Origin of the sequence: Candidatus Brocadia sinica JPN1 (assembly GCF_000949635.1) — a bacterium.
GTDB lineage: Bacteria > Planctomycetota > Brocadiia > Brocadiales > Brocadiaceae > Brocadia > Brocadia sinica.
Genome location: NZ_BAFN01000001.1, coordinates 204171 through 222356, shown reverse-complemented (window position 1 = coordinate 222356; position 18186 = coordinate 204171). Strand labels below are relative to the sequence as shown.

Sequence of the window (18186 nt, the reverse complement as noted above, 5' to 3'; positions counted from 1 at the left end):
GCCAGAATCCCCAGTAATAATTAAGAAAATAGATACAGGAGGAAATATTCATCTCTTTTGGTAAAACAAAGGTTTCAAGGGGTTTGCAAAGATGTGAAGTTAGTATAGCAGCCAATCTGCAGGGTGTCAATAAAGTTTCAAAAACCCACCAAAACCGCAGACAGTGGGAAATACTCGCCTGACTATTGCGGTTTTAAACCAAAAAACATTTGACAAAAGGGGCTGGTGTGCTAAAATTTCAGCTGGTTTGTCCATGTGCGAAATAGCATAAGGGCTGTCGCATGTATAGGGTTGTCGCTTGAACGAAGGGGATGGTTATGATTCCTATGGAGCTCTCAAAGATTATCATTACGGAGACAAGCGATCATCAGATTATTGTCCTTAAAGAGAGGGAAGGGCAACGAAGTTTTCCAATTGTTATTGGACTCCATGAGGCATGGGCAATTGATCGGGCAGTGAAAGGGATTACCACTCCGCGTCCTTTGACGCATGACCTAATCAGCAACATCATCGAAGGTTTGAACGCAGGTGTGGTAAGAATTATTATTAGTGACCTGAGGAATAATACCTTTTACGCAAAGATTATATTGCAGCAAAACGCCTCAATGGTGGAAATCGATTCGAGGCCCAGCGATGCTATCGCACTTGCAATGCAAAAAAATACGCCAATCTTTGTGGCCAAAAAGGTTTTAGAAGAAGTTTGCAAATCGGAAGATGCGCTTTAGGTGCAGGAAATTAAGGAGGGATGGCCGAGTGGACTATGGCGGCAGTCTTGAAAACTGCTGGAGGCGTGAGTCTCCCGTGGGTTCGAATCCTACTCCCTCCGCCAGGTTTTTATCAGGTATATGATCCCGTTTTCCATGGTATATGACGCTGCTAAAGTAAATTCATGAAACCACGAATATCTCTTATTTTTCAAGCGAAGATATTTGTGGTTATTTTATTTTAAAATATTTCTACAATAGATACCCAAAGAATGGAGAGGTGGCTGAGTGGCTGAAAGCGACGGTTTGCTAAACCGTTGTAGAGACAAAATCTCTACCCCGGGTTCGAATCCCGGCCTCTCCGCCATGTATCTGTATGATACACGGCTTCAACTGCAAGCAAGTAATTTCACATAGGAAATATCTCAATAACCACTCTTTACCATCTCAATGAAGATAGGAATCCTCGCGGATACCCACGACAATATCGCTGCTATTCACAAAGCTGTTTCTTTTTTTAATGCACAGGATATAAAGTATGTCATTCACGCCGGAGACTATGTCGCTCCATTCTCCTTAAAAGAATTAATGAAGCTAAAGGCAAAGTTTATAGGGGTATTTGGGAATAATGATGGCGAGCGGAGGGGCTTGAGTGATGTTTGCAAAAATATTCATGAACCACCCTATGATCTCCTTTTAAACGGCAAACATATTATGGTCACTCATATGCTGGAGAGTCTTTCTAAAAGATCAAAAAAAAATACAGATATCATTATCAGCGCCCATACGCATGTCCCTGAGGTTAAAGAGGGGAGCCCTTTGTATGTCAATCCTGGTGAGTGCGGCGCGTGGTTATCTGGAAAGAGTACCGTTGCAGTGCTAGACCTTGAAACATCCCGTGCTGAGATTGTTGACCTTTCAGAGGTATCTTTAGATAAAGGTTAGAAATGTCAGAACAATTTTTAAAACCCGTTATTGTGACAATTATGTGCTGTTTCCTGAGCGGCGCCTCGCTCTGTGGTTGTGTATTACGTACCCTCACGATTAATTCCGAACCCCCTGGCGCTATGGTCTATCTGGACGATGAGCCAATTGGTGAAACGCCTGTGATAACAACTTTTACTTACTATGGAACACGAAAGGTTACTTTGGAAAAAGTTGATACAGATGGCAGACTGCTGTATGAAAGAAAAATTGCCTACGAAAAGATCAAACCACCTTTTTATCAGATTTTACCGTTAGACTTTTTTTCTGAAATACTGTTGCCCATGAAACTGAAGGACGAACATTCCTTTACCTATCAGTTAGATCCTCTAAAGCAGCTGCCTAAACAAGAACACCAGGAAATGGTCATTCAAAATGCTGAAGAATTACGTGAACGGTTAAGGATGCCCGTTGCCCGTTAGATGATATGAACGATTGCCTCCAAAGGTTTGCGATAAGTCGGTTCCGGGATATGTAACGGATATCCAACGGGTGTCAACGCCACAGGCTCAATTCCCTCGGGCAGATTTAATATGGATTTTACGAGCGGTACTTTAAACGCTGCAACCCAGCAAGTAGCCAATTCTTCTGCCGTTGCAGCAAGGATGAGATGATCCATCGCAATCGCAGCATCAACATCACCATAGTTTTTCCCGTCGCTTCGTTTCCATGCCCTTTCCGGGATACTACAGACACAGATAATTACCGGCGCTGTATAAAACCATTCTTCATTATAAGCTTTTTTTAACTGTTGCTTTATTTTTTCATCCTTAACAACTAAAAAACAGATGGGCTGCCTATTGGCAGCGCTGGGGGCTGATAGCGCCGCCTCCAATATCCGTTTTAGCTTCTCCTCTTCAACGGGTTCTGATTTATAAGAACGAACACTCCGCCTTTTCTTTATGACTTCATAAATATTCATGTGCCCTTCCTCTTAAAATGCTACAATTTTCCAGCGATTAAGCTTTGCATACCACACGAAGCATAGTACTCGCGTTGACAGCTACGGGATATCCTACCAGACGCATAAATTTTACATCTACATATTGGTTAGCATAAGCATACGAAGATGAGAGGCCAATGTTGTGCTCTGCAACCAGGCGGGTTACAACCCTTGCAAAAACATATTTGTAAATCTTAATAAATCCTTGGAAGCAATAATTCCCTTTTCAATAAGATAGCGGAAAAATACCCTTTCCGAAGAGATATCCTTTATTATTGTACCATTAATATCAAATATAGCCGCCTTTTTCACATGGTGGATTCTACTATGTACACGAATATCTTTCAATAAAAATTTGTTTAAATTAAGAACGCTTTCCGTATACAAGAGGTTGATTAATTGCATATATTGATCAAAATCGTAAGTGACTATAAAAAAAGCAGTTAAATACCAACAGGTTGTACTTATTTTAAAAAGACATACAAAATATTGTGTTTTTATTCTTGACAAAGTTTTTTTTTATGATATAGATATATCGTCGTTTGACGTACAACATATGGTAATGAAGATGTAAATTGGTTTTAAAGAGAAATGGAGGTGATCGAAAAAAGCTTGTTCTTGAAAATAAAGAAGATGTTAATAGCTGGCAGGGGGGTTTTTATAGTGTAAAAGATAGTAGTTATAGAATAGCAGTATCGGTAAATAATGAAGAAATTACGAAAAATGCATAAAGGAGATTTGGAGAAATGACAACAGCAATACTGGAAAATCCTATAGTAGGGGAGAGGATTGGCAACAAGGAAGACATACAGTTGTTTATTGAAGAAAAATTAAATGCCTTTGATGCGGCAGTTGAAGGCCATGAGTTTTTAGAGATAGATGGTGACATCCCGGGAAATACACCCAAAGAGGATTGTCTGAAAATTATTAATCACAAATTAGAATGTGCATTTGCCATAGATGTGGATTCGGTGATCAGGCAAGATTTAGAGTCGGTTATCCATGCCCTGGAAACGGGAATTACCACGAGGCTCTATGGAGTCACCCGTATTGTAGGGTATTATAGCAGGGTATCTAATTGGAATAAATCGAAAATTGGCGAGTTACACGATAGGCATATGGGAAAATATTCAGTACGGTAAATATAAACAAAGGTAGTTTTCTCCCAAGGACCCCTTTGTAAAAAGAGCCATTGCGGTGTACCTGTTACGCTGCAATGGCCCGTTTATTTGTACCAAAAGATACTTACTCATAAATTTAATTTGTAGCTGAAAGCTGGGGTGGCATTCTAACCGTAAGTACAGGACATGTGGCTTTTCTCACCACCTTTTCCGCTACACTGCCCATAACAACATGAGAAAGTCCTGTTCTACCATGAGTACCAATCACTATAATATCCGCGCTAATTTCTGCAGCAGCATTAACAATCTCATGAAACGGCACCCCCTTTACTATAATCGTTTCTACGTCTAATACATCCGTTGTGCCTTCTGGCAGACTTTTCATCAAATCTTCACGGATTTTGGACATATCAATATCAACCTCATCAATTTTATACGGGCTAAATTTGTATATTTCCGTATCGTACAAACGGGTGTCTATCACATGCATAAGGTATAATTTTGCCTCGTCTTTTAATGCCAGAGAAATAGCGTACTTTAAGGCGAGATACGAACATTCCGAATGGTCTACGGGGCATAGTATCTTTTTTAATATAATCATGGGATCTCCTTTTAACTTTGACTACATGCCAATACCGTCAATCGTTGTATTACACGCAGGACATCGTACATCGACGATGTTGTTTTCAATGATCTGATAGCCATATCTTTTGATAAGGACTTTTTTGCATTTATAGCAATAGGTATTTTCGCCTCCCTCACCAGGAACGTTACCTTCATAAACATAGCGCAAACCCACCTCAAGGCCAATTTCTCTGGCCATCCTGAGCGTCTTCACCGGGGTTGGCGGTTTTTCTATCAGTCTATATCTTGGGTAAAAGCGGCTTACATGCCACGGAATTTCAGGCCCAACGCTCCTTATAAATGCTGCAATCTGTCTCAACTCAGGCTCTGAATCGTTAACTTCGGGAATGATCAACGTGGTAATTTCTATCCAAATACCCATCTCTTTATAGGAACGGATGCAATCGAGTACATCTCCCAGCCGCGCGCCACAGAGTTTTTTGTATGTTTCATCAGAGAAGCATTTTAAATCCACGTTGGCGGCATGAAGATACGGCTTTATTGTTGCAAGGGCTTCCCGTGTTGTATAGCCGTTCGTCACAAATAGATTTTTCACGGATCTCTCGGAGGCTATTTTTGCAATTTCATATGCATATTCAAAGAAAATAGTAGGTTCCGTATAGGTATAGGCAATACTCCTGCATTGATAACCCAAGGCATCCTCAACGATCTGTTCTGGCGCTACATCTTTTCCCACGATCTGTTCATGGTCCTTCGGTAGTTGTGAGATCTCATAGTTTTGACAATTCAGGCACCTGAAGTTACATCCCACGGTTGCAACAGAAAAGGAGGTGCTGCCCGGATAAAAATGGTAAAGGGGCTTCTTTTCAATGGGGTCAATATTCTCAGAAATGAGTTTTCTATAAACAAGGGAATAGAGCGTGCCGTCATGGTTTTCCCTGACCCGGCAAATGCCCTTTTTACCATCATCAATAACACAGTGATGGCGGCACAGATAGCACTTTACCCTGCTATCCCCAAGTTTTTCAAAAAACATGGCTTCTTTCATAGTATTTTATATTACCGTTTTTTGTTTATTCTGGCAAGTATTTATCTTCTCCAATCTTTCATCGATTACCCATACATCAAGGTGTAATCTTTAATCTAAAGATAATAGTTTCAACCAGTTTTATATATTCATGTCTTGGTGGTTCATGATCCTGGTTAATTTTTTCCTAAACTATTTTTTCATTGTTCCGATATATAAAAAAAGATATTATAGTATCCGAAAGAAGGCAATCGGAGAAAAAAGATAAATTTGTAAAATTGTATACGAGAACTATTCACTAATATTGAGGAGGACCTGGCCATGAAGAAGAAAAGAGGAAGAGCAGGTTTTACATTAATAGAGTTGTTGGTCGTAATTGCCATAATCGGTATCCTTGCAGGTATTTTGTTACCGGCATTGACCAGGGCGCGCGAATCAGCCCGCAGGACGCAGTGTGCTTCTAACCTGAAACAGATCGGTTTGGCCCTAAACATGTATGCCAACGATAACAACGAGGCGTTTCCTACAGGCGGCGCTTCTGGTACGACTGCTAGTGATAGCACAACAAAAGAAGATGAATTAGAATCACTGGGAAAGCTTTTTGATGGGTACATTACCGATAGAAAGGTCTTTAGATGCCCGAGTGATAGCAGCGTTTCAGAAACAAGTGCTTTAGCGTTAACAACAGACCCTAACAGCTTCATATCATCCAGATGCAGTTATGGTTACGATGACAACCATACAGCAGGAAATGACCCAGGTGTGGCTATCGCTGCTGATGCATTAGGAACTGGTACAACCCTTTCAGACAATCACAATCAAAAAGGACAAAATGTGCTCTATATCGATGGCCATGTTGAATGGAAAGGTACATCGACTTGCGGTTACTACGGCTCTAGCACAACAGGCTATATCTATGATAATATATGGGAAAATTATTCCAACTCATCGCATTCTTTACAAAGTTCGGTTGGCACTGATACTGTAATAATGCAATAATTCCTCTTTGTTCTGAATTTTTTAAAAAGGGTAATATTCGAAAAGGATATTACCCTTTTTTGTTATTTTGCTGTGAAAGCACCTCATTCATACTGCCACTCCGATACCCTTCCATATCAAGCGTGACGTATTTATAACCGATTTCCTTGAATTTCTTAACAAGGTCTTTGCGCCTGCCATTTCGCAAAAGTGTGGGAATATCTTCTGACGGCACCTCAATTCGTGCAATGGTGTCGTGGTGTCTGACACGGAATTGTTTCAGCCCAATACTTCTTAAGTAATTTTCTGCCGATGCAACGATGGCCAATTTCTCCTCGGTAATTGAGTTTCCATAGGGAAACCGGGAAGACATGCATGCATAGGGGGGTTTATCCCAGTTGGAAAGTTTCAGATATTTCGAAATCTCACGTATGTCTGATTTTCTCAATCCGCTTTCCTTTAAGGGGCTACGTACATCAAGTTCCTTCGCCGCATCAAGACCTGGTCTATATTCGCCTGCATCGTCCAGGTTAGCGCCATCTGCAACGTTTTTATACCCCTTTTTCCTGGCGATTTCTTTGAGTTTCCCAAATAATTCCGATTTGCAGAAATAGCAACGATTGGGAGGATTTTGGGCAAATCCCTCGATGCCAAGCTCGCTGGTGTCAATGGTCATATGGGGAATGCCAATTTCTTTTGCAATCTTCACGGCATCCTCGTATTCGTATGCAGGGTACGTCTCCGACCGTGCAGTTACCGCAAGTGCCCTGTCTCCAAGCACATCATAGCAAACCTTTGCCACAAGGGAACTGTCTACGCCCCCGGAAAAGGCTACCACAACGCTTTCCAGGGTTGTTATCGTATCCTTTAATTTTTTCAGTTTTTCTTCTGTATCCATACGTCTTTTTTTGCACCCTTTGTGTCTTTGCGGTGAAATATTACGATAAATCAAGCATTTTTTGGATGGCTACCCGAGCCTTCGCCGCAATATCATCGGGCACTTTTATCTGATAAACGAGATCCTCTAAAGACCACAATACCTTCTCTAAACTAATAAGCTTCATATTGGAACAATCGGCAAGGTGTGTAATGGCAAAAAATGTTTTTTGCGGATTCTCTTTTTTTAAACGGTGGAGAATACCCGTCTCTGTACCAATGATAAATTCTCTGGCATCCGTTTCTTTACAATATTTGGCAATGCCGGTAGTGCTGGCAACGTGGTCTGCCAACGCTATCACATCCGGTGTGCATTCAGGATGAACGACAACCTTGGCGTTAGGGTGTGCTGCCTTTAATTTAATAATATGTTCTGCCAATATTCTGTGATGGGTAGGGCAATACCCCTCCCAAAGTATCATAGGCCGATTCAATTTAGACGATACGTAGCCTCCAAGACTCTTGTCTGGTATAAAGAGGATTTCCTGGTCTTTGGGAATTGATGACACAATTTTCATTGCATTGGAAGAAGTGCAACATATGTCACTTTCTGCCTTTATAGCAGCCGTGCTATTTACGTAACAAACGACTTTTGCATTAGGGTGTTCCTTCTTCTTTATCCTGAGTTCTCTCAATGTTATCATGTTGGCCATGGGACAACCCGCATGCTCATCGGGCAATAGTACCATTCTATCAGGACAGAGGATAGAAGCCGTCTCCGCCATGAAGTGCACACCACAGAATACAATTATGTCGGCCTTTGTCTTTGCCGCCTTCTGGGAAAGTCCCAAAGAATCGCCTGTAAAGTCTGCAATATCCTGCACATCCCCTCTTTGATAGTTATGGGCAAGGATCACGGCATTCCTTTTTTTCTTCAACTCATTGATTTTATCTATTATAGTAGACATAGAGATAATTTAGTTCATTTTCATAAATTAGGCCTTCAGTGACTTTTTATACCACTAAGACACCAGGTCACAAAGAAACTTAGTGTCTTAAAGACCTTTGATGGTTTTTTAATTTAGTAGAGTAATTATAGTAAGCTAATCATATCAGAGCATAAATTGTTTTTAAATACTTTTTTAAAAATTCTGTAAAAGTTTTAACTCCCTTTTTCCTTGACAATAAAAAATCTATCTGATAACATAATGCGACCTAAGTATGATATTCTTAAAGATTTCGGAAGATACGTATTATTACCGAAAGTTAATACTTAGGGCGATTAGCTCAGTTGGCTAGAGCGCTTGCTCGACAAGCAAGAGGTCACTGGTTCGAGCCCAGTATCGCCCACCATTAGTTTTGGTTAAGCGTATATTTCGAAATTTCAACAATAAGTTCTTAAATTTTTGTATTTATGGTTAAGATTACGTTACCTGACGGAACAAAAAAGGAATACAAGGAAAATATAACCATTGGTGAGGTTGCCAGCAATATAGGTATCCGCTTGGGCGAAAGGGCGTTAGCCGGAAAGGCTGGCGGCGTTCTTGTGGATCTTAGTTATCCCATAAAAGAAGATATTTCCCTCTCGGTAATTACTGAAGACACAGAAGAAGGGTTAGAAATTCTTCGCCACAGCACAGCTCACATTATGGCACAGGCGGTTAGCAGACTTTTCCCAGGTGTAAAGCTCGGTATAGGCCCTACCATTGAAAATGGATTTTATTATGACTTCGGCCTTCAGCACAGCCTGTCCGAAGAAGATCTCAGGAAGATTGAAGAAGAAATGGCAAAAATCATCCGTGAGGATATTGTATTCAAGAGAATGGAATTACCTCGCGATGTAGCCATACAGAAGATGGAAGCTATTGGTCAGCCTTTTAAAGCAGAACTTATTAAGGATATCGAGGATGAGACGGTATCTTTTTACACGCAAGGAGATTTTGTGGATTTGTGCCGGGGTCCGCATATCCAGAGGACAAGCAAGGTTAAGGCATTCAAACTCCTTAGCGTGGCTGGTGCGTATTGGCGTGGGAAAGAAACCAATCCCATGCTGCAGCGTATTTATGGGACGGCGTTCTTTACCCAAAAAGAGATTGACAAATATTTACAATTCCTGGAAGAGGCGGAAAAACGTGACCATCGGAAAATTGGAAGAGATTTGGATCTCTTCAGTTTTCATGAAGAAGGGGGGGCTGGTTTAACCTTTTGGCATCCAAAGGGCGCCAGGATACGCAATATTATTGAGAATTTTTGGAGAGAAGAGCATTTCAAGCGGGGATACGAAATTCTCTACAGCCCCCATATTGCAAAGATCAATTTATGGAAGACCAGTGGTCATTGGAATTTTTATCGTGAAAGTATGTACTCTCCGATAGAGGTTGACGGACATGAATATATCCTAAAACCCATGAATTGCCCTTTTGCAGTGCTTATGTACAAAACGAAACTTCACAGTTACCGGGATCTTCCTTTACGGTGGGGGGAATTGGGAACCGTGTATCGATATGAACGGTCTGGCGTCTTACATGGATTATTGCGTGTACGTGGATTTACTCAGGACGATGCCCATATATTCTGCACACCGGAACAATTAGAAAGTGAAATCTTGGGCGTAATCGAATTGGCTCAGTTCATGCTATCAAGTTTCGGATTTCAGGAATATGAGATAGAATTGAGCGTACGGGGTAAGGGAGAAAAAGATAAATATATAGGCCGGGACGATGTTTGGGATCACGCCGAAAATGCATTGAAAGTCGCCTTAGACAAAAAGGGACTAAAGTATACACGGATGGAGGGGGAGGCGAAGTTTTATGGCCCGGCGATCGATATTAAGGTCAAGGATGCTATAGGGCGCGGGTGGCAGGGGCCTACTATCCAGGTTGACTTCAACCTCCCGGAAAGATTCGATGTCAATTATGTTGGCCCGGATGGTTTTCACCACCGGGTGGTAATGGTTCATCGTACTGTCCTTGGGGCTATGGAACGGTTTGTGGGTTGTTTGATCGAACATTATGCAGGCGATTTCCCTTTGTGGATAGCGCCAATTCAAATGAGGATATTACCCATTACTGATGCACACACAGAGTATGCAAAAAAATTACAAACTCAGTTGCTTGTGAAGAATTTTAGGGTAGAATGTGATATAAGCAATGCCAAAATTAATTATAAGATACGAGAAGGCACGCTGGAGAAAATTCCTTATTTACTGGTAGTGGGTGACAAAGAAATAGAAAGTGGCGCCGTCTCTGTAAGAAGCAGAAAAAAAGGAAATGAAGGGGTAATGGCAATTGAAGATTTCATAAAAACCGTGGAATCTGAAATTAGAGAGAAAAGATAGTTTTCACTTTTTCGGAGGAGATTATACATTTCACAAGACTTAAGAATTAACGAACGGATCCGTTCGTCTACGGTACGATTGATAGACGAAAATGGTGTGCAGGTCGGGGTAATTAGCAAGGAAGAAGCTATTGCAAAGGCAAAAAGTGTGGAACTCGACCTTGTGGAGGTTGCCCCAGAAGCAGACCCACCTGTCTGTAGAATCATGAATTACGGCAAATTTAAGTATAAACAAAAGAAAAAGTTGCATCAGAAGCAACATGTAGTCCAGCTAAAGGAATTAAGGCTGAGGCCAAAAACAGGTGAACATGATGTACAAACAAAGATTCGTCAGGCCAGAAAATTTTTAGAAAATAAAGACCGTGTTCTCATCAGTATGATGTTTAAAGGAAGGGAACGCGCTCATACAGAGTTAGGCAATGAAATCTTAAAACAAGTCGCCGATGCGCTCGAGGACATAGCCAAAGTAGAAAAGGATAAAATATCGGATGATCGCAGAATGGGAATAATCTTGTCCCCCAAGTAAAGATTTAAAGATAAAAGATTAAATTAGGCACGAACAAACAAGTTTGTCCGTGCTACCCTCAAATCAGTATGAATTCTGTTAATATGGAGGTTTTATAAATGCCAAAGCTAAAAACCCATAAGGGACTTAAAAAACGAATTAAAATTAGTGCAAAGGGCAAGGTCAAGAGGCCAAAAGCCGGAAAGGGCCATCTGCTATCAGGAAAATCGGGAAGGCGAAGGGAACATTTGAGAAAAAAAACAGGGGTCTCACCCGCTTTCAATAAGATCATGACACGGGCATTACGAGGATCTTAAGGTAAATATTAAATTTTTTATATGAAAGAGTTGTAACATGCCAAGAGCAACAAAAGGTTGTGCAAGAAAAAGATCGAGAAAAAGATTGTTGAATAAGACGGAAGGTTATTGGGGGGGAAGAGGAAATTTGTACCGTAAGGCTATGGAAACGTATATCCGTGCCATGGCCTTTTCATTCCGCGACCGGAAGGCACGTAAAAGAAAATTTCGGGAACTGTGGATTTCCAGAATTAGTGCTGCGGCCAGAGAACGTGGTATTTCTTATAGTCGCTTCATTCGTGGATTAATCAAGGCCAAAATAGATTTAAATAGAAAGATGCTGGCTGAGATGGCCGTCAATGATAAACCCGCTTTTGATAAGTTAGTCGAACAGGTAAAAGCAACAGTCTGAAACTTTAGTCGATAGTGGTAAGACGTTGTTTCATCATAACAAATACTTCAAAGTCGTCTCTCCCGTTCATGTAGGGTTGTATTTACAAAATATGAGGCACGTCCTTTTCCGGTAGTTTGCCGGAATAGAAGGAGCGTGCCTGTGTTTTTTATGCTTTTATAAACCTATCTGCATGTTAGATACATTAGAAGAGATAAAAAGAAATTTACAAAAAGAAATTAAAGGGATCAGCACCCTAAAAGGTGCAGAACAGCTCAAGATAAAATACCTGGGAAGAAATGGTGGTATCAATGACCTCATGAAACTTATTCCAACATTGCCAGTTGAAAAACGCGCCGCATTTGGGCAAAAAATCAACGCCCTTAAGGTTGAAATTACCGATACGATAGAAGGATTTATTAAAAAGCTCTCCTCAGAAGCAATTCCAAAAATTAAAAGTGAGATATTCGATATTACTCTGCCAGGCAAACGTCCCTCTATAGGAAAAAGGCATCCGCTAACTCAAACGATTGATGATATTAAAGAGGTTTTTGCCCGGTTGGGTTTTGATGTGGCTTATGGCCCGGAAGTAGAATTGGAGCATTACAACTTTGAAGCATTGAACATCCCCCCTGATCACCCCTCTCGAACTGATTTTGATACTTTCTATATCAGAGATGATGTGCTTCTCAGAAGCCAAACATCCACCGTTCAGATTCGTATTATGGAAAAACAGAAACCACCCATTCGGATTATTGCACCAGGCAGGGTTTATAGACCCGATACTGTTGACGCCAGACACTCCTTTATGTTTCATCAGGTGGAGGGTTTGTTAGTTGATGAAGGGGTGAGCTTCGCAGATCTGAAAGGGGTACTAAATCAATTCATTAAGACTTATTTTGGCCAGAACATTCAAGTGCGTTTCAGACCGTCGTTCTTTCCTTTTACCGAGCCAAGCGCTGAGATTGATATTTCATGTTCTCTCTGTGGAGGCAAAGGGTGTAATGTCTGTTCTTATAGCGGGTGGGTCGAGATATTAGGGGCTGGCATGGTTGACCCAAATGTGTTCAAAGCCGTACATTATGATATTGAAAAGTACACAGGTTTTGCGTTTGGAATGGGTGTCGAACGGATCACCATGCTGAAGTATGGTATCTGCGATATACGTCTCTTCTATGAAAATGACATACGCTTTTTATCACAATTCTGAATTGTAAATGAAAATCAGTTACAGCTGGCTTAAAGAATATGTCGATTTTTGCCTGTCACCACAGGAACTGGCCGATAAGTTAACCAACGTAGGGTTGGTAGTTGCCGACATTAAACCTGTAGAAGACGATTTCTGCCTTGACATAGAAGTTACTTCCAATCGTTCCGATTGCCTCGGCATTATTGGTATTGCACGTGAAGTGGCAGCGGCGGTGGGAGGAAGCCTACACTCCCCGGAAACTCCTTTTGTAACTGCAAATACCGAGATATCAAAATTTATTGATATCACCGTTGAAGAACCGATACTGTGTCCCCGCTATACAGCCAGGGTAATTCGTCAGATAACCGTGGGACATTCCCCGGAATGGATACAAAAGAGGCTGAAGTGCATCGGTCTTCGACCTGTAAATAACATCGTAGACATCACCAATTATGTGATGATGGAAACAGGACAACCCCTCCACGCATTTGATCTGGATAAGCTGACAGAGCAAAAAATTATTGTAAGAAAGGCCAGAAGCGGAGATGAAATTGTTGTCATCAACGGAGCCAGACGGGCGCTTTTTCATGACATGTTGGTCATTGCAGACGGCAGGCGGCCTGTTGCCGTTGCTGGTATTATGGGTGGCAAGGAAACAGAGGTTTCCGAATCAACCAAAAGCGTCCTCCTGGAATGCGCGCAATTCGAGCCAAGACAAGTACGGCGTACATCAAGGGCATTAGGCATTGCTTCAGATTCCTCATATCGGTTTGAAAGAGGTACAGACCCGGAAGGATTAGACCATGCACTTCAAAGGGCCATAAGTCTTATCAAAGATTATGCAGGTGGAGAGATCGCCAGTGGCGCCATTGACATAAGAGCAGGGAGGTACGAAGCAAAAAAAATTACCCTTCGCGTGGAACGGCTTCGTAAAGTTCTAGGGGTGGAAATAAAAAGAGACGTTGCTATAGATATTTTAAAAAAGCTTCAATTTACTATTCTCAATGATATTGATAACTTTATTGATGTTGAAGTACCGAGTTTTCGAGGTGATGCCTATCGTGAAATTGACCTGATTGAAGAGGTGGCCAGAATTTACGGGTATAATAATATTCCGACAAGGACTTCTATCACTGTCCGTGGCAGTGCAAAGAATAAGTACGAGATTGTCGAGAACACTACTCGTCAGTTTCTAACCAGCCTCGGTTTTTACGAAGTCAAAACTTTTAGCATTGTTGATATTTCACCATTACAGTCCGTGAATCTGTGGTCAGATAGGGTGGGCATCGATATTGTCAACCCACTGAGACAGGAAGAAAGCCGTTTGCGGACATCTCTTCTTCCCAGTCTTATCAAGACCAAACGATATAATATGAATCATGGTACCGAACAGATAAAAATCTTCGAAATTGCAAAAGTATACCTCGCAGGTGATAAACTGCCAGATGAAAAAACCTGTTTATCCATCCTTGCGGATGTCGATTTTTTTGCACTAAAAGGTATTGTTGAATCCTTGCTTTTGAATCTTGGCATTGTATCAGGAAGTGAATGGAGGGGGGACATTGGTGTTATTGGATTAAAATTATTTAAAAATGAAAAGTCTGCAAAGATCTCACTTGGTGAGGAACCATTAGGATTTTTAGGAGAGGCCAAAGAATTGGGATCCAAAATATCGTCATGTATGGTGGAATTGGATATGGATTTATTAGTCGAAAAAACAAATTTTACCAAAAAATATCGACCTCTGTCACAGTATCCACCGGTCTTTCGGGATTTGGCTATTATCGTGAACGAAACGCATACATGGGATTATATTGAAAAATGCATTAGAAACACACCGGTTAATTGTCTGAGGGAGATCAACTTCTTTGATGTTTATCGTGGTAAACAGGTACCTGCGGGGAAAAAGAGTGTTGCCTTTAACCTCTGTTTTCAAGATCATGACCGAACGCTAACAAGTGAAGAGGTCGATAACGCCCAACAAATTATTCTCGCTTCCCTGCATAAAACCCTCGGCGCCGACTTAAGAAAAGCATAATGATATTGCACGTCTAAAACCTTAAATTTGATCATTTAAGGCACAACAAAATACTGCAAACTGTTTTTGCATCTCTGATTACGCCCTTCTTCACCATCTCCACAGCATCACTCAGCTTAATTTGGACAACACCTTTGATTGATTCATCCATCTGATAATTTGTTTGGGTTTTTATAAGATTAGTCGCCTTAAAGAGATGCATCGTCTCACTCAGAATACCAGGAGAGGGATAAAGAATTATGAGGGGTTCGAGTATACCGGCTCTATAGCCTATCTCTTCTTCCAATTCTCGCCCCGCGCATGCATCGAATGTTTCACCCTTATCAAGTGTACCGGCAGGAATTTCGTAAATAGTCTCCCTGACGGCATGTCTGTATTGCTGAATAAGGATAATTTCATTTACTGAGATAAAAGGGATAATGGCGGCAGAACCTGGGTGCTCAATGACCTCTCTCATTACCGCTCTCCCATCATCCAGAATAATTTCATCTTTTCTTACGTTTATCTTTTTGCCAGAGTAAATAATCATAAAAGACCCTCAATTGCCCTCGCGCCAGGAAATAATTTCATAGCCCATAACGGGATATCCTTCTAGTCTCCCTAAGGCTTCGTCATAATGGAATTTTGCATTAGAACCTGCGGTTATATATTTCCCTCTGATTGCTCCAGAAGAAATAGAATTCGAATTGAGATCGATAGCCGCATAAGGCGCATATATTGTACCAAACAAGTCAGTATTAGAGTCCAACGCGACCTTATAATCAGTGCTGCTAGAAGATGCGGCTGAGGAATATATCGTAAAGTCTAAAGGTCCTCCGCCTAGATTCTGAATAACATTAGAATTGAAATTTGTAGTTCCTGTAACATAAACAGTTAAACTTGAACCGTTGTTCACGGTAATACTAGCATTACTAGAGAGGTTAAAATTTCCACTGACATAAAGAGTTACCGCTCCATAGATATCTAAATGAGAATTTGAATTAAGGTTGAAACTGCTAAAATAGTAATTTTTCGTCTGACTGGAAATTCCTAATGTAAAAGTATCGTTGGAACAGAGGTCAAAGGCCTTTGAGCCTAGATTATAAGGATTGTTAGGAGGAGTAGCAAGATTAACTATCTCTGTATTGTTGTTAGTTGCCACAATATCATCTGCCGTACTGAAAATGGTTGAAGTATCGAGTGGGTCACAGGGGGTGGGGGGATTATTTTCAATGGGAATTCCGTAAATAACAGCATTAACGCCAGTTGTATCCGGGACGCCTCTGTAACCGGTAAGCATAGCTGGAGTTCCCAAACCGGTTGCTGGAATACCCATTCCCGGAGCGCCGACATATCGTGTTGCTTTAGCACTTCCATGGATCTGTGCATTGCCATCTATAATTACATCAGCGCCGGCATTAGCGGTACTTACATTCCCTCTATCCTTAGCCCATGCATTATTTTGCGCGTCCTTCCTGATAGCAGCAGGAATTACCTGTGAGAGATAATCTCCTTTAGCAGAATCATAACTATCCGTAAAAACATTGCTTGATATATTTATTCCGTCACACCCTTCTAATGCCTTTGTGAAAGGAAGTGCATATATGAGGCGGACTACTACTTCTATGTGCTTTATTGACGTTGAACTGGTGCCGGTGGAATTAATCAGAAAGAGCGGAACGCCGCCATCGTCAGTTACAACGCTGCTGCCAATTACGTGATGTGTTACCGTAAAACTGTTATTGAGCCCTGATGATGAGTAGGTTGATGTAGTGTTCCAGTTTGGATCTAGCTTTGCCCCACTATCTGATATGTCACCAAGCAGTAATCGGCCAATTCCATCATGTATACCCGCCTCGGCTAGATAAAATGCCTGAGTGCTCGTCTTATAATTGCCGCTTATCTTAATATCAGTGTTGGTTGTGTAAAAAGCTGCGGTGCTGATGAGAGTTATAATTGCTATTAATGCGAGGGTAGCGACAAGGACTATCCCTTTATCCTGTTTATACATCGTGTATGGAGATATCTTGTTTTGGAATTGTTTTGTTTTCATGTGCGGCTCTCTTCCATTTATTCATTTCTTACCTGAATCGTTGATGTTAATGTCCCGCGACGATAACCATCTCCTGGATAATTGAGAAATTTATTCATGGTACGCCCTGCAATTGCAATGTTCACAGTATTTGTAGCTCCGGTTTGTATGTTTGTGCCGTAGGTAAAACGCATGACTTCTATGTTTTCCGCAAGCGGTTGAGTATTTCGATCTATCCTTTTATTTGTTGTATCGAGACTGAACGTGACTCTTTCCACACTACGAACTGTAGTGCTTCCTGCAGGATATGAATATAACAAGCCAGTCTTGAGATAAATGGGATCCGGTTCACCAATAAAATGAGGAGCAGAACTGTTAACGGGAATGAGTTCTGAATGAAGTCCGTCAGAAATATAAATACAGTCTGTACTTTCTATCTCGTAGTCATTGTCAGGGGTTACGCTAACAAATAGGGTAGTAGTTCCTGCACCAGCATTAATAACAAGGTCAGCAACAATATCACTGTCGATATCGCCCAGGAAGGTAATTGTGCTTGTGCCAGCAGTCCTAATCGTGGTTGTTCCCACAACCATATAACCAGCCATCCGTATCTCCCGGGACACAACATCCATGCTAGACCTGATATTTTGTTGCAGGTCGGTAATCTGTTCCTGTGAATTGTATGCGACACGTTGAATAGTAAACATCTTGATTGCCACAACCATTAAGATTAAGGTAATAGCAAGGCTTACCATCAATTCTATGATGCTGAAGCCGCTTTCGTTGTTTTTTGACAGGTAAGGCATGTATTAGTCCTCTGCGCGAATAGTTTTTAGTTGGACTTTATGAGACGATGTCGCAGTTGCTGGATTCCAATATACATCGATGGTAATGGTTTTTGTATTCATGCCGGTATCGACATTTGCCACCAAATAATAAACGGTAGAGATTCCGGTAAGTGTGGATGTTCCTGCAATACTGCTATAATCGATCTTTTTAAAATATTCCAGTTTATCCTGAGCCATAGTTGTTGCAGTCGTTATATTTTTACTGTATGTATTGCCCTTGCTTACTGTAATTACCATGATCATTACAGTAAACAAACCTATGGCAATGATTGCGATAGCTAATATAATTTCTAGCATGGTAAATCCATTGTCACAACCTGCAAACGGTTTCTGTATAAAGTGTTTCTTTATCAT

At 41.1% G+C, this 18186-nt stretch carries 21 protein-coding genes and 3 tRNA genes; 15 read left to right on the top strand and 9 right to left on the bottom strand.

Going from position 1 to position 18186, the window contains the following annotated elements; translation table 11 throughout:
* Nucleotides 1–317 precede the first annotated feature (317 nt).
* The 5 genes from BROSI_RS00965 (at nucleotide 318) to BROSI_RS00945 (ending at nucleotide 2110) form a co-directional block, all read left to right on the top strand.
* Entirely contained in the window at nucleotides 318–725 is a 408-nt protein-coding gene (locus BROSI_RS00965) for a bifunctional nuclease family protein (protein WP_082058944.1), read from the top strand.
* A 14-nt stretch (nucleotides 726–739) separates the two neighbouring features.
* A tRNA-Ser gene (locus BROSI_RS00960) sits at nucleotides 740–829 on the top strand.
* Between the two features lie 149 nt (nucleotides 830–978).
* A tRNA-Ser gene (locus BROSI_RS00955) sits at nucleotides 979–1071 on the top strand.
* A gap of 83 nt (nucleotides 1072–1154) precedes the next feature.
* On the top strand, nucleotides 1155–1649 hold the full coding sequence (locus BROSI_RS00950; RefSeq protein WP_052561505.1) for a metallophosphoesterase: 495 nt from the start codon (nucleotides 1155–1157) through the stop codon (nucleotides 1647–1649).
* A gap of 2 nt (nucleotides 1650–1651) precedes the next feature.
* Nucleotides 1652–2110: a PEGA domain-containing protein gene (locus BROSI_RS00945; RefSeq protein ID WP_052561503.1), complete on the top strand. Its 459-nt coding sequence runs from the start codon at nucleotides 1652–1654 to the stop codon at nucleotides 2108–2110.
* Here the strand turns inward: BROSI_RS00945 and BROSI_RS00940 are convergent.
* Nucleotides 2107–2610, bottom strand: coding sequence for a nitroreductase family protein (locus BROSI_RS00940; RefSeq protein WP_052561501.1), 504 nt, complete (start codon nucleotides 2608–2610; stop codon nucleotides 2107–2109). The genes BROSI_RS00945 and BROSI_RS00940 overlap by 4 nt on opposite strands.
* 596 nt (nucleotides 2611–3206) lie before the next feature.
* Between BROSI_RS00940 and BROSI_RS20650 the strand changes: the two genes are divergently transcribed.
* Together BROSI_RS20650 and BROSI_RS00930 are read left to right on the top strand one after the other, a co-directional pair.
* Nucleotides 3207–3362: a hypothetical protein gene (locus tag BROSI_RS20650; protein WP_157842297.1), complete on the top strand. Its 156-nt coding sequence runs from the start codon at nucleotides 3207–3209 to the stop codon at nucleotides 3360–3362.
* 15 nt (nucleotides 3363–3377) lie between these two features.
* Nucleotides 3378–3773, top strand: a complete 396-nt coding sequence (locus BROSI_RS00930; RefSeq protein ID WP_052561496.1) for a hypothetical protein — start codon at nucleotides 3378–3380, stop codon at nucleotides 3771–3773.
* 115 nt (nucleotides 3774–3888) lie between these two features.
* Here the strand turns inward: BROSI_RS00930 and BROSI_RS00925 are convergent, their stop codons facing one another.
* Nucleotides 3889–4353, bottom strand: a complete 465-nt coding sequence (locus BROSI_RS00925; RefSeq protein ID WP_052561494.1) for a universal stress protein — start codon at nucleotides 4351–4353, stop codon at nucleotides 3889–3891.
* A 21-nt stretch (nucleotides 4354–4374) separates the two neighbouring features.
* The gene (gene amrS / locus BROSI_RS00920) at nucleotides 4375–5385 is read right to left on the bottom strand and encodes an AmmeMemoRadiSam system radical SAM enzyme (protein ID WP_052561491.1); all 1011 of its coding nucleotides are present in this window, start codon (nucleotides 5383–5385) and stop codon (nucleotides 4375–4377) included.
* A 300-nt stretch (nucleotides 5386–5685) separates the two neighbouring features.
* Here amrS and BROSI_RS20645 point away from each other — a divergent pair, with 300 nt between their 5' ends.
* Nucleotides 5686–6363 (top strand): DUF1559 family PulG-like putative transporter, encoded by a 678-nt coding sequence (locus BROSI_RS20645; RefSeq protein WP_052561489.1) that lies wholly within the window; start codon nucleotides 5686–5688, stop codon nucleotides 6361–6363.
* Nucleotides 6364–6412: 49 nt separating this feature from the next.
* Here the strand turns inward: BROSI_RS20645 and larE are convergent, their stop codons facing one another.
* Nucleotides 6413–7240: an ATP-dependent sacrificial sulfur transferase LarE gene (larE, locus tag BROSI_RS00910; RefSeq protein ID WP_052561488.1), complete on the bottom strand. Its 828-nt coding sequence runs from the start codon at nucleotides 7238–7240 to the stop codon at nucleotides 6413–6415.
* 40 nt (nucleotides 7241–7280) lie between these two features.
* On the bottom strand, nucleotides 7281–8186 hold the full coding sequence (gene nadA / locus BROSI_RS00905) for a quinolinate synthase NadA (protein WP_052561486.1): 906 nt from the start codon (nucleotides 8184–8186) through the stop codon (nucleotides 7281–7283).
* A gap of 308 nt (nucleotides 8187–8494) precedes the next feature.
* Between nadA and BROSI_RS00900 the strand changes: the two genes are divergently transcribed.
* From BROSI_RS00900 to pheT, 7 genes are all read left to right on the top strand, one after another.
* Nucleotides 8495–8571: transfer RNA gene (locus BROSI_RS00900), tRNA-Val, on the top strand.
* Nucleotides 8572–8632: 61 nt separating this feature from the next.
* The gene (gene thrS, locus BROSI_RS00895; RefSeq protein WP_052561484.1) at nucleotides 8633–10555 is read left to right on the top strand and encodes a threonine--tRNA ligase; all 1923 of its coding nucleotides are present in this window, start codon (nucleotides 8633–8635) and stop codon (nucleotides 10553–10555) included.
* A gap of 27 nt (nucleotides 10556–10582) precedes the next feature.
* A complete protein-coding gene (gene infC / locus BROSI_RS00890) occupies nucleotides 10583–11080 on the top strand; it encodes a translation initiation factor IF-3 (RefSeq protein ID WP_052561481.1) in 498 nt (165 codons plus the stop codon).
* Between the two features lie 98 nt (nucleotides 11081–11178).
* Nucleotides 11179–11376 carry a 50S ribosomal protein L35 gene (gene rpmI, locus BROSI_RS00885; RefSeq protein ID WP_052561479.1) on the top strand — a complete coding sequence of 66 codons (198 nt, stop codon included), beginning with the start codon at nucleotides 11179–11181 and terminating at the stop codon, nucleotides 11374–11376.
* Between the two features lie 37 nt (nucleotides 11377–11413).
* On the top strand, nucleotides 11414–11767 hold the full coding sequence (rplT, locus tag BROSI_RS00880) for a 50S ribosomal protein L20 (protein WP_052561477.1): 354 nt from the start codon (nucleotides 11414–11416) through the stop codon (nucleotides 11765–11767).
* A gap of 172 nt (nucleotides 11768–11939) precedes the next feature.
* On the top strand, nucleotides 11940–12956 hold the full coding sequence (gene pheS / locus BROSI_RS00875) for a phenylalanine--tRNA ligase subunit alpha (RefSeq protein WP_052561475.1): 1017 nt from the start codon (nucleotides 11940–11942) through the stop codon (nucleotides 12954–12956).
* Nucleotides 12957–12963: 7 nt separating this feature from the next.
* Nucleotides 12964–14973: a phenylalanine--tRNA ligase subunit beta gene (gene pheT, locus BROSI_RS00870; RefSeq protein ID WP_052561474.1), complete on the top strand. Its 2010-nt coding sequence runs from the start codon at nucleotides 12964–12966 to the stop codon at nucleotides 14971–14973.
* A gap of 31 nt (nucleotides 14974–15004) precedes the next feature.
* Here pheT and BROSI_RS00865 read toward each other — a convergent pair whose 3' ends face one another.
* From BROSI_RS00865 to BROSI_RS00850, 4 genes are read right to left on the bottom strand one after another with little or no spacing between them, the layout of a single operon-like run.
* On the bottom strand, nucleotides 15005–15502 hold the full coding sequence (locus BROSI_RS00865) for an NUDIX hydrolase (RefSeq protein ID WP_052561472.1): 498 nt from the start codon (nucleotides 15500–15502) through the stop codon (nucleotides 15005–15007).
* 9 nt (nucleotides 15503–15511) lie between these two features.
* Nucleotides 15512–17005, bottom strand: coding sequence for a pilus assembly PilX family protein (locus BROSI_RS00860; RefSeq protein ID WP_052561470.1), 1494 nt, complete (start codon nucleotides 17003–17005; stop codon nucleotides 15512–15514).
* Nucleotides 17006–17022: 17 nt separating this feature from the next.
* Complete coding sequence (locus BROSI_RS00855) at nucleotides 17023–17790, bottom strand: prepilin-type N-terminal cleavage/methylation domain-containing protein (protein ID WP_052561468.1); 768 nt, start codon at nucleotides 17788–17790, stop codon at nucleotides 17023–17025.
* A gap of 3 nt (nucleotides 17791–17793) precedes the next feature.
* Nucleotides 17794–18186 (bottom strand): hypothetical protein, encoded by a 393-nt coding sequence (locus BROSI_RS00850; protein WP_052561465.1) that lies wholly within the window; start codon nucleotides 18184–18186, stop codon nucleotides 17794–17796.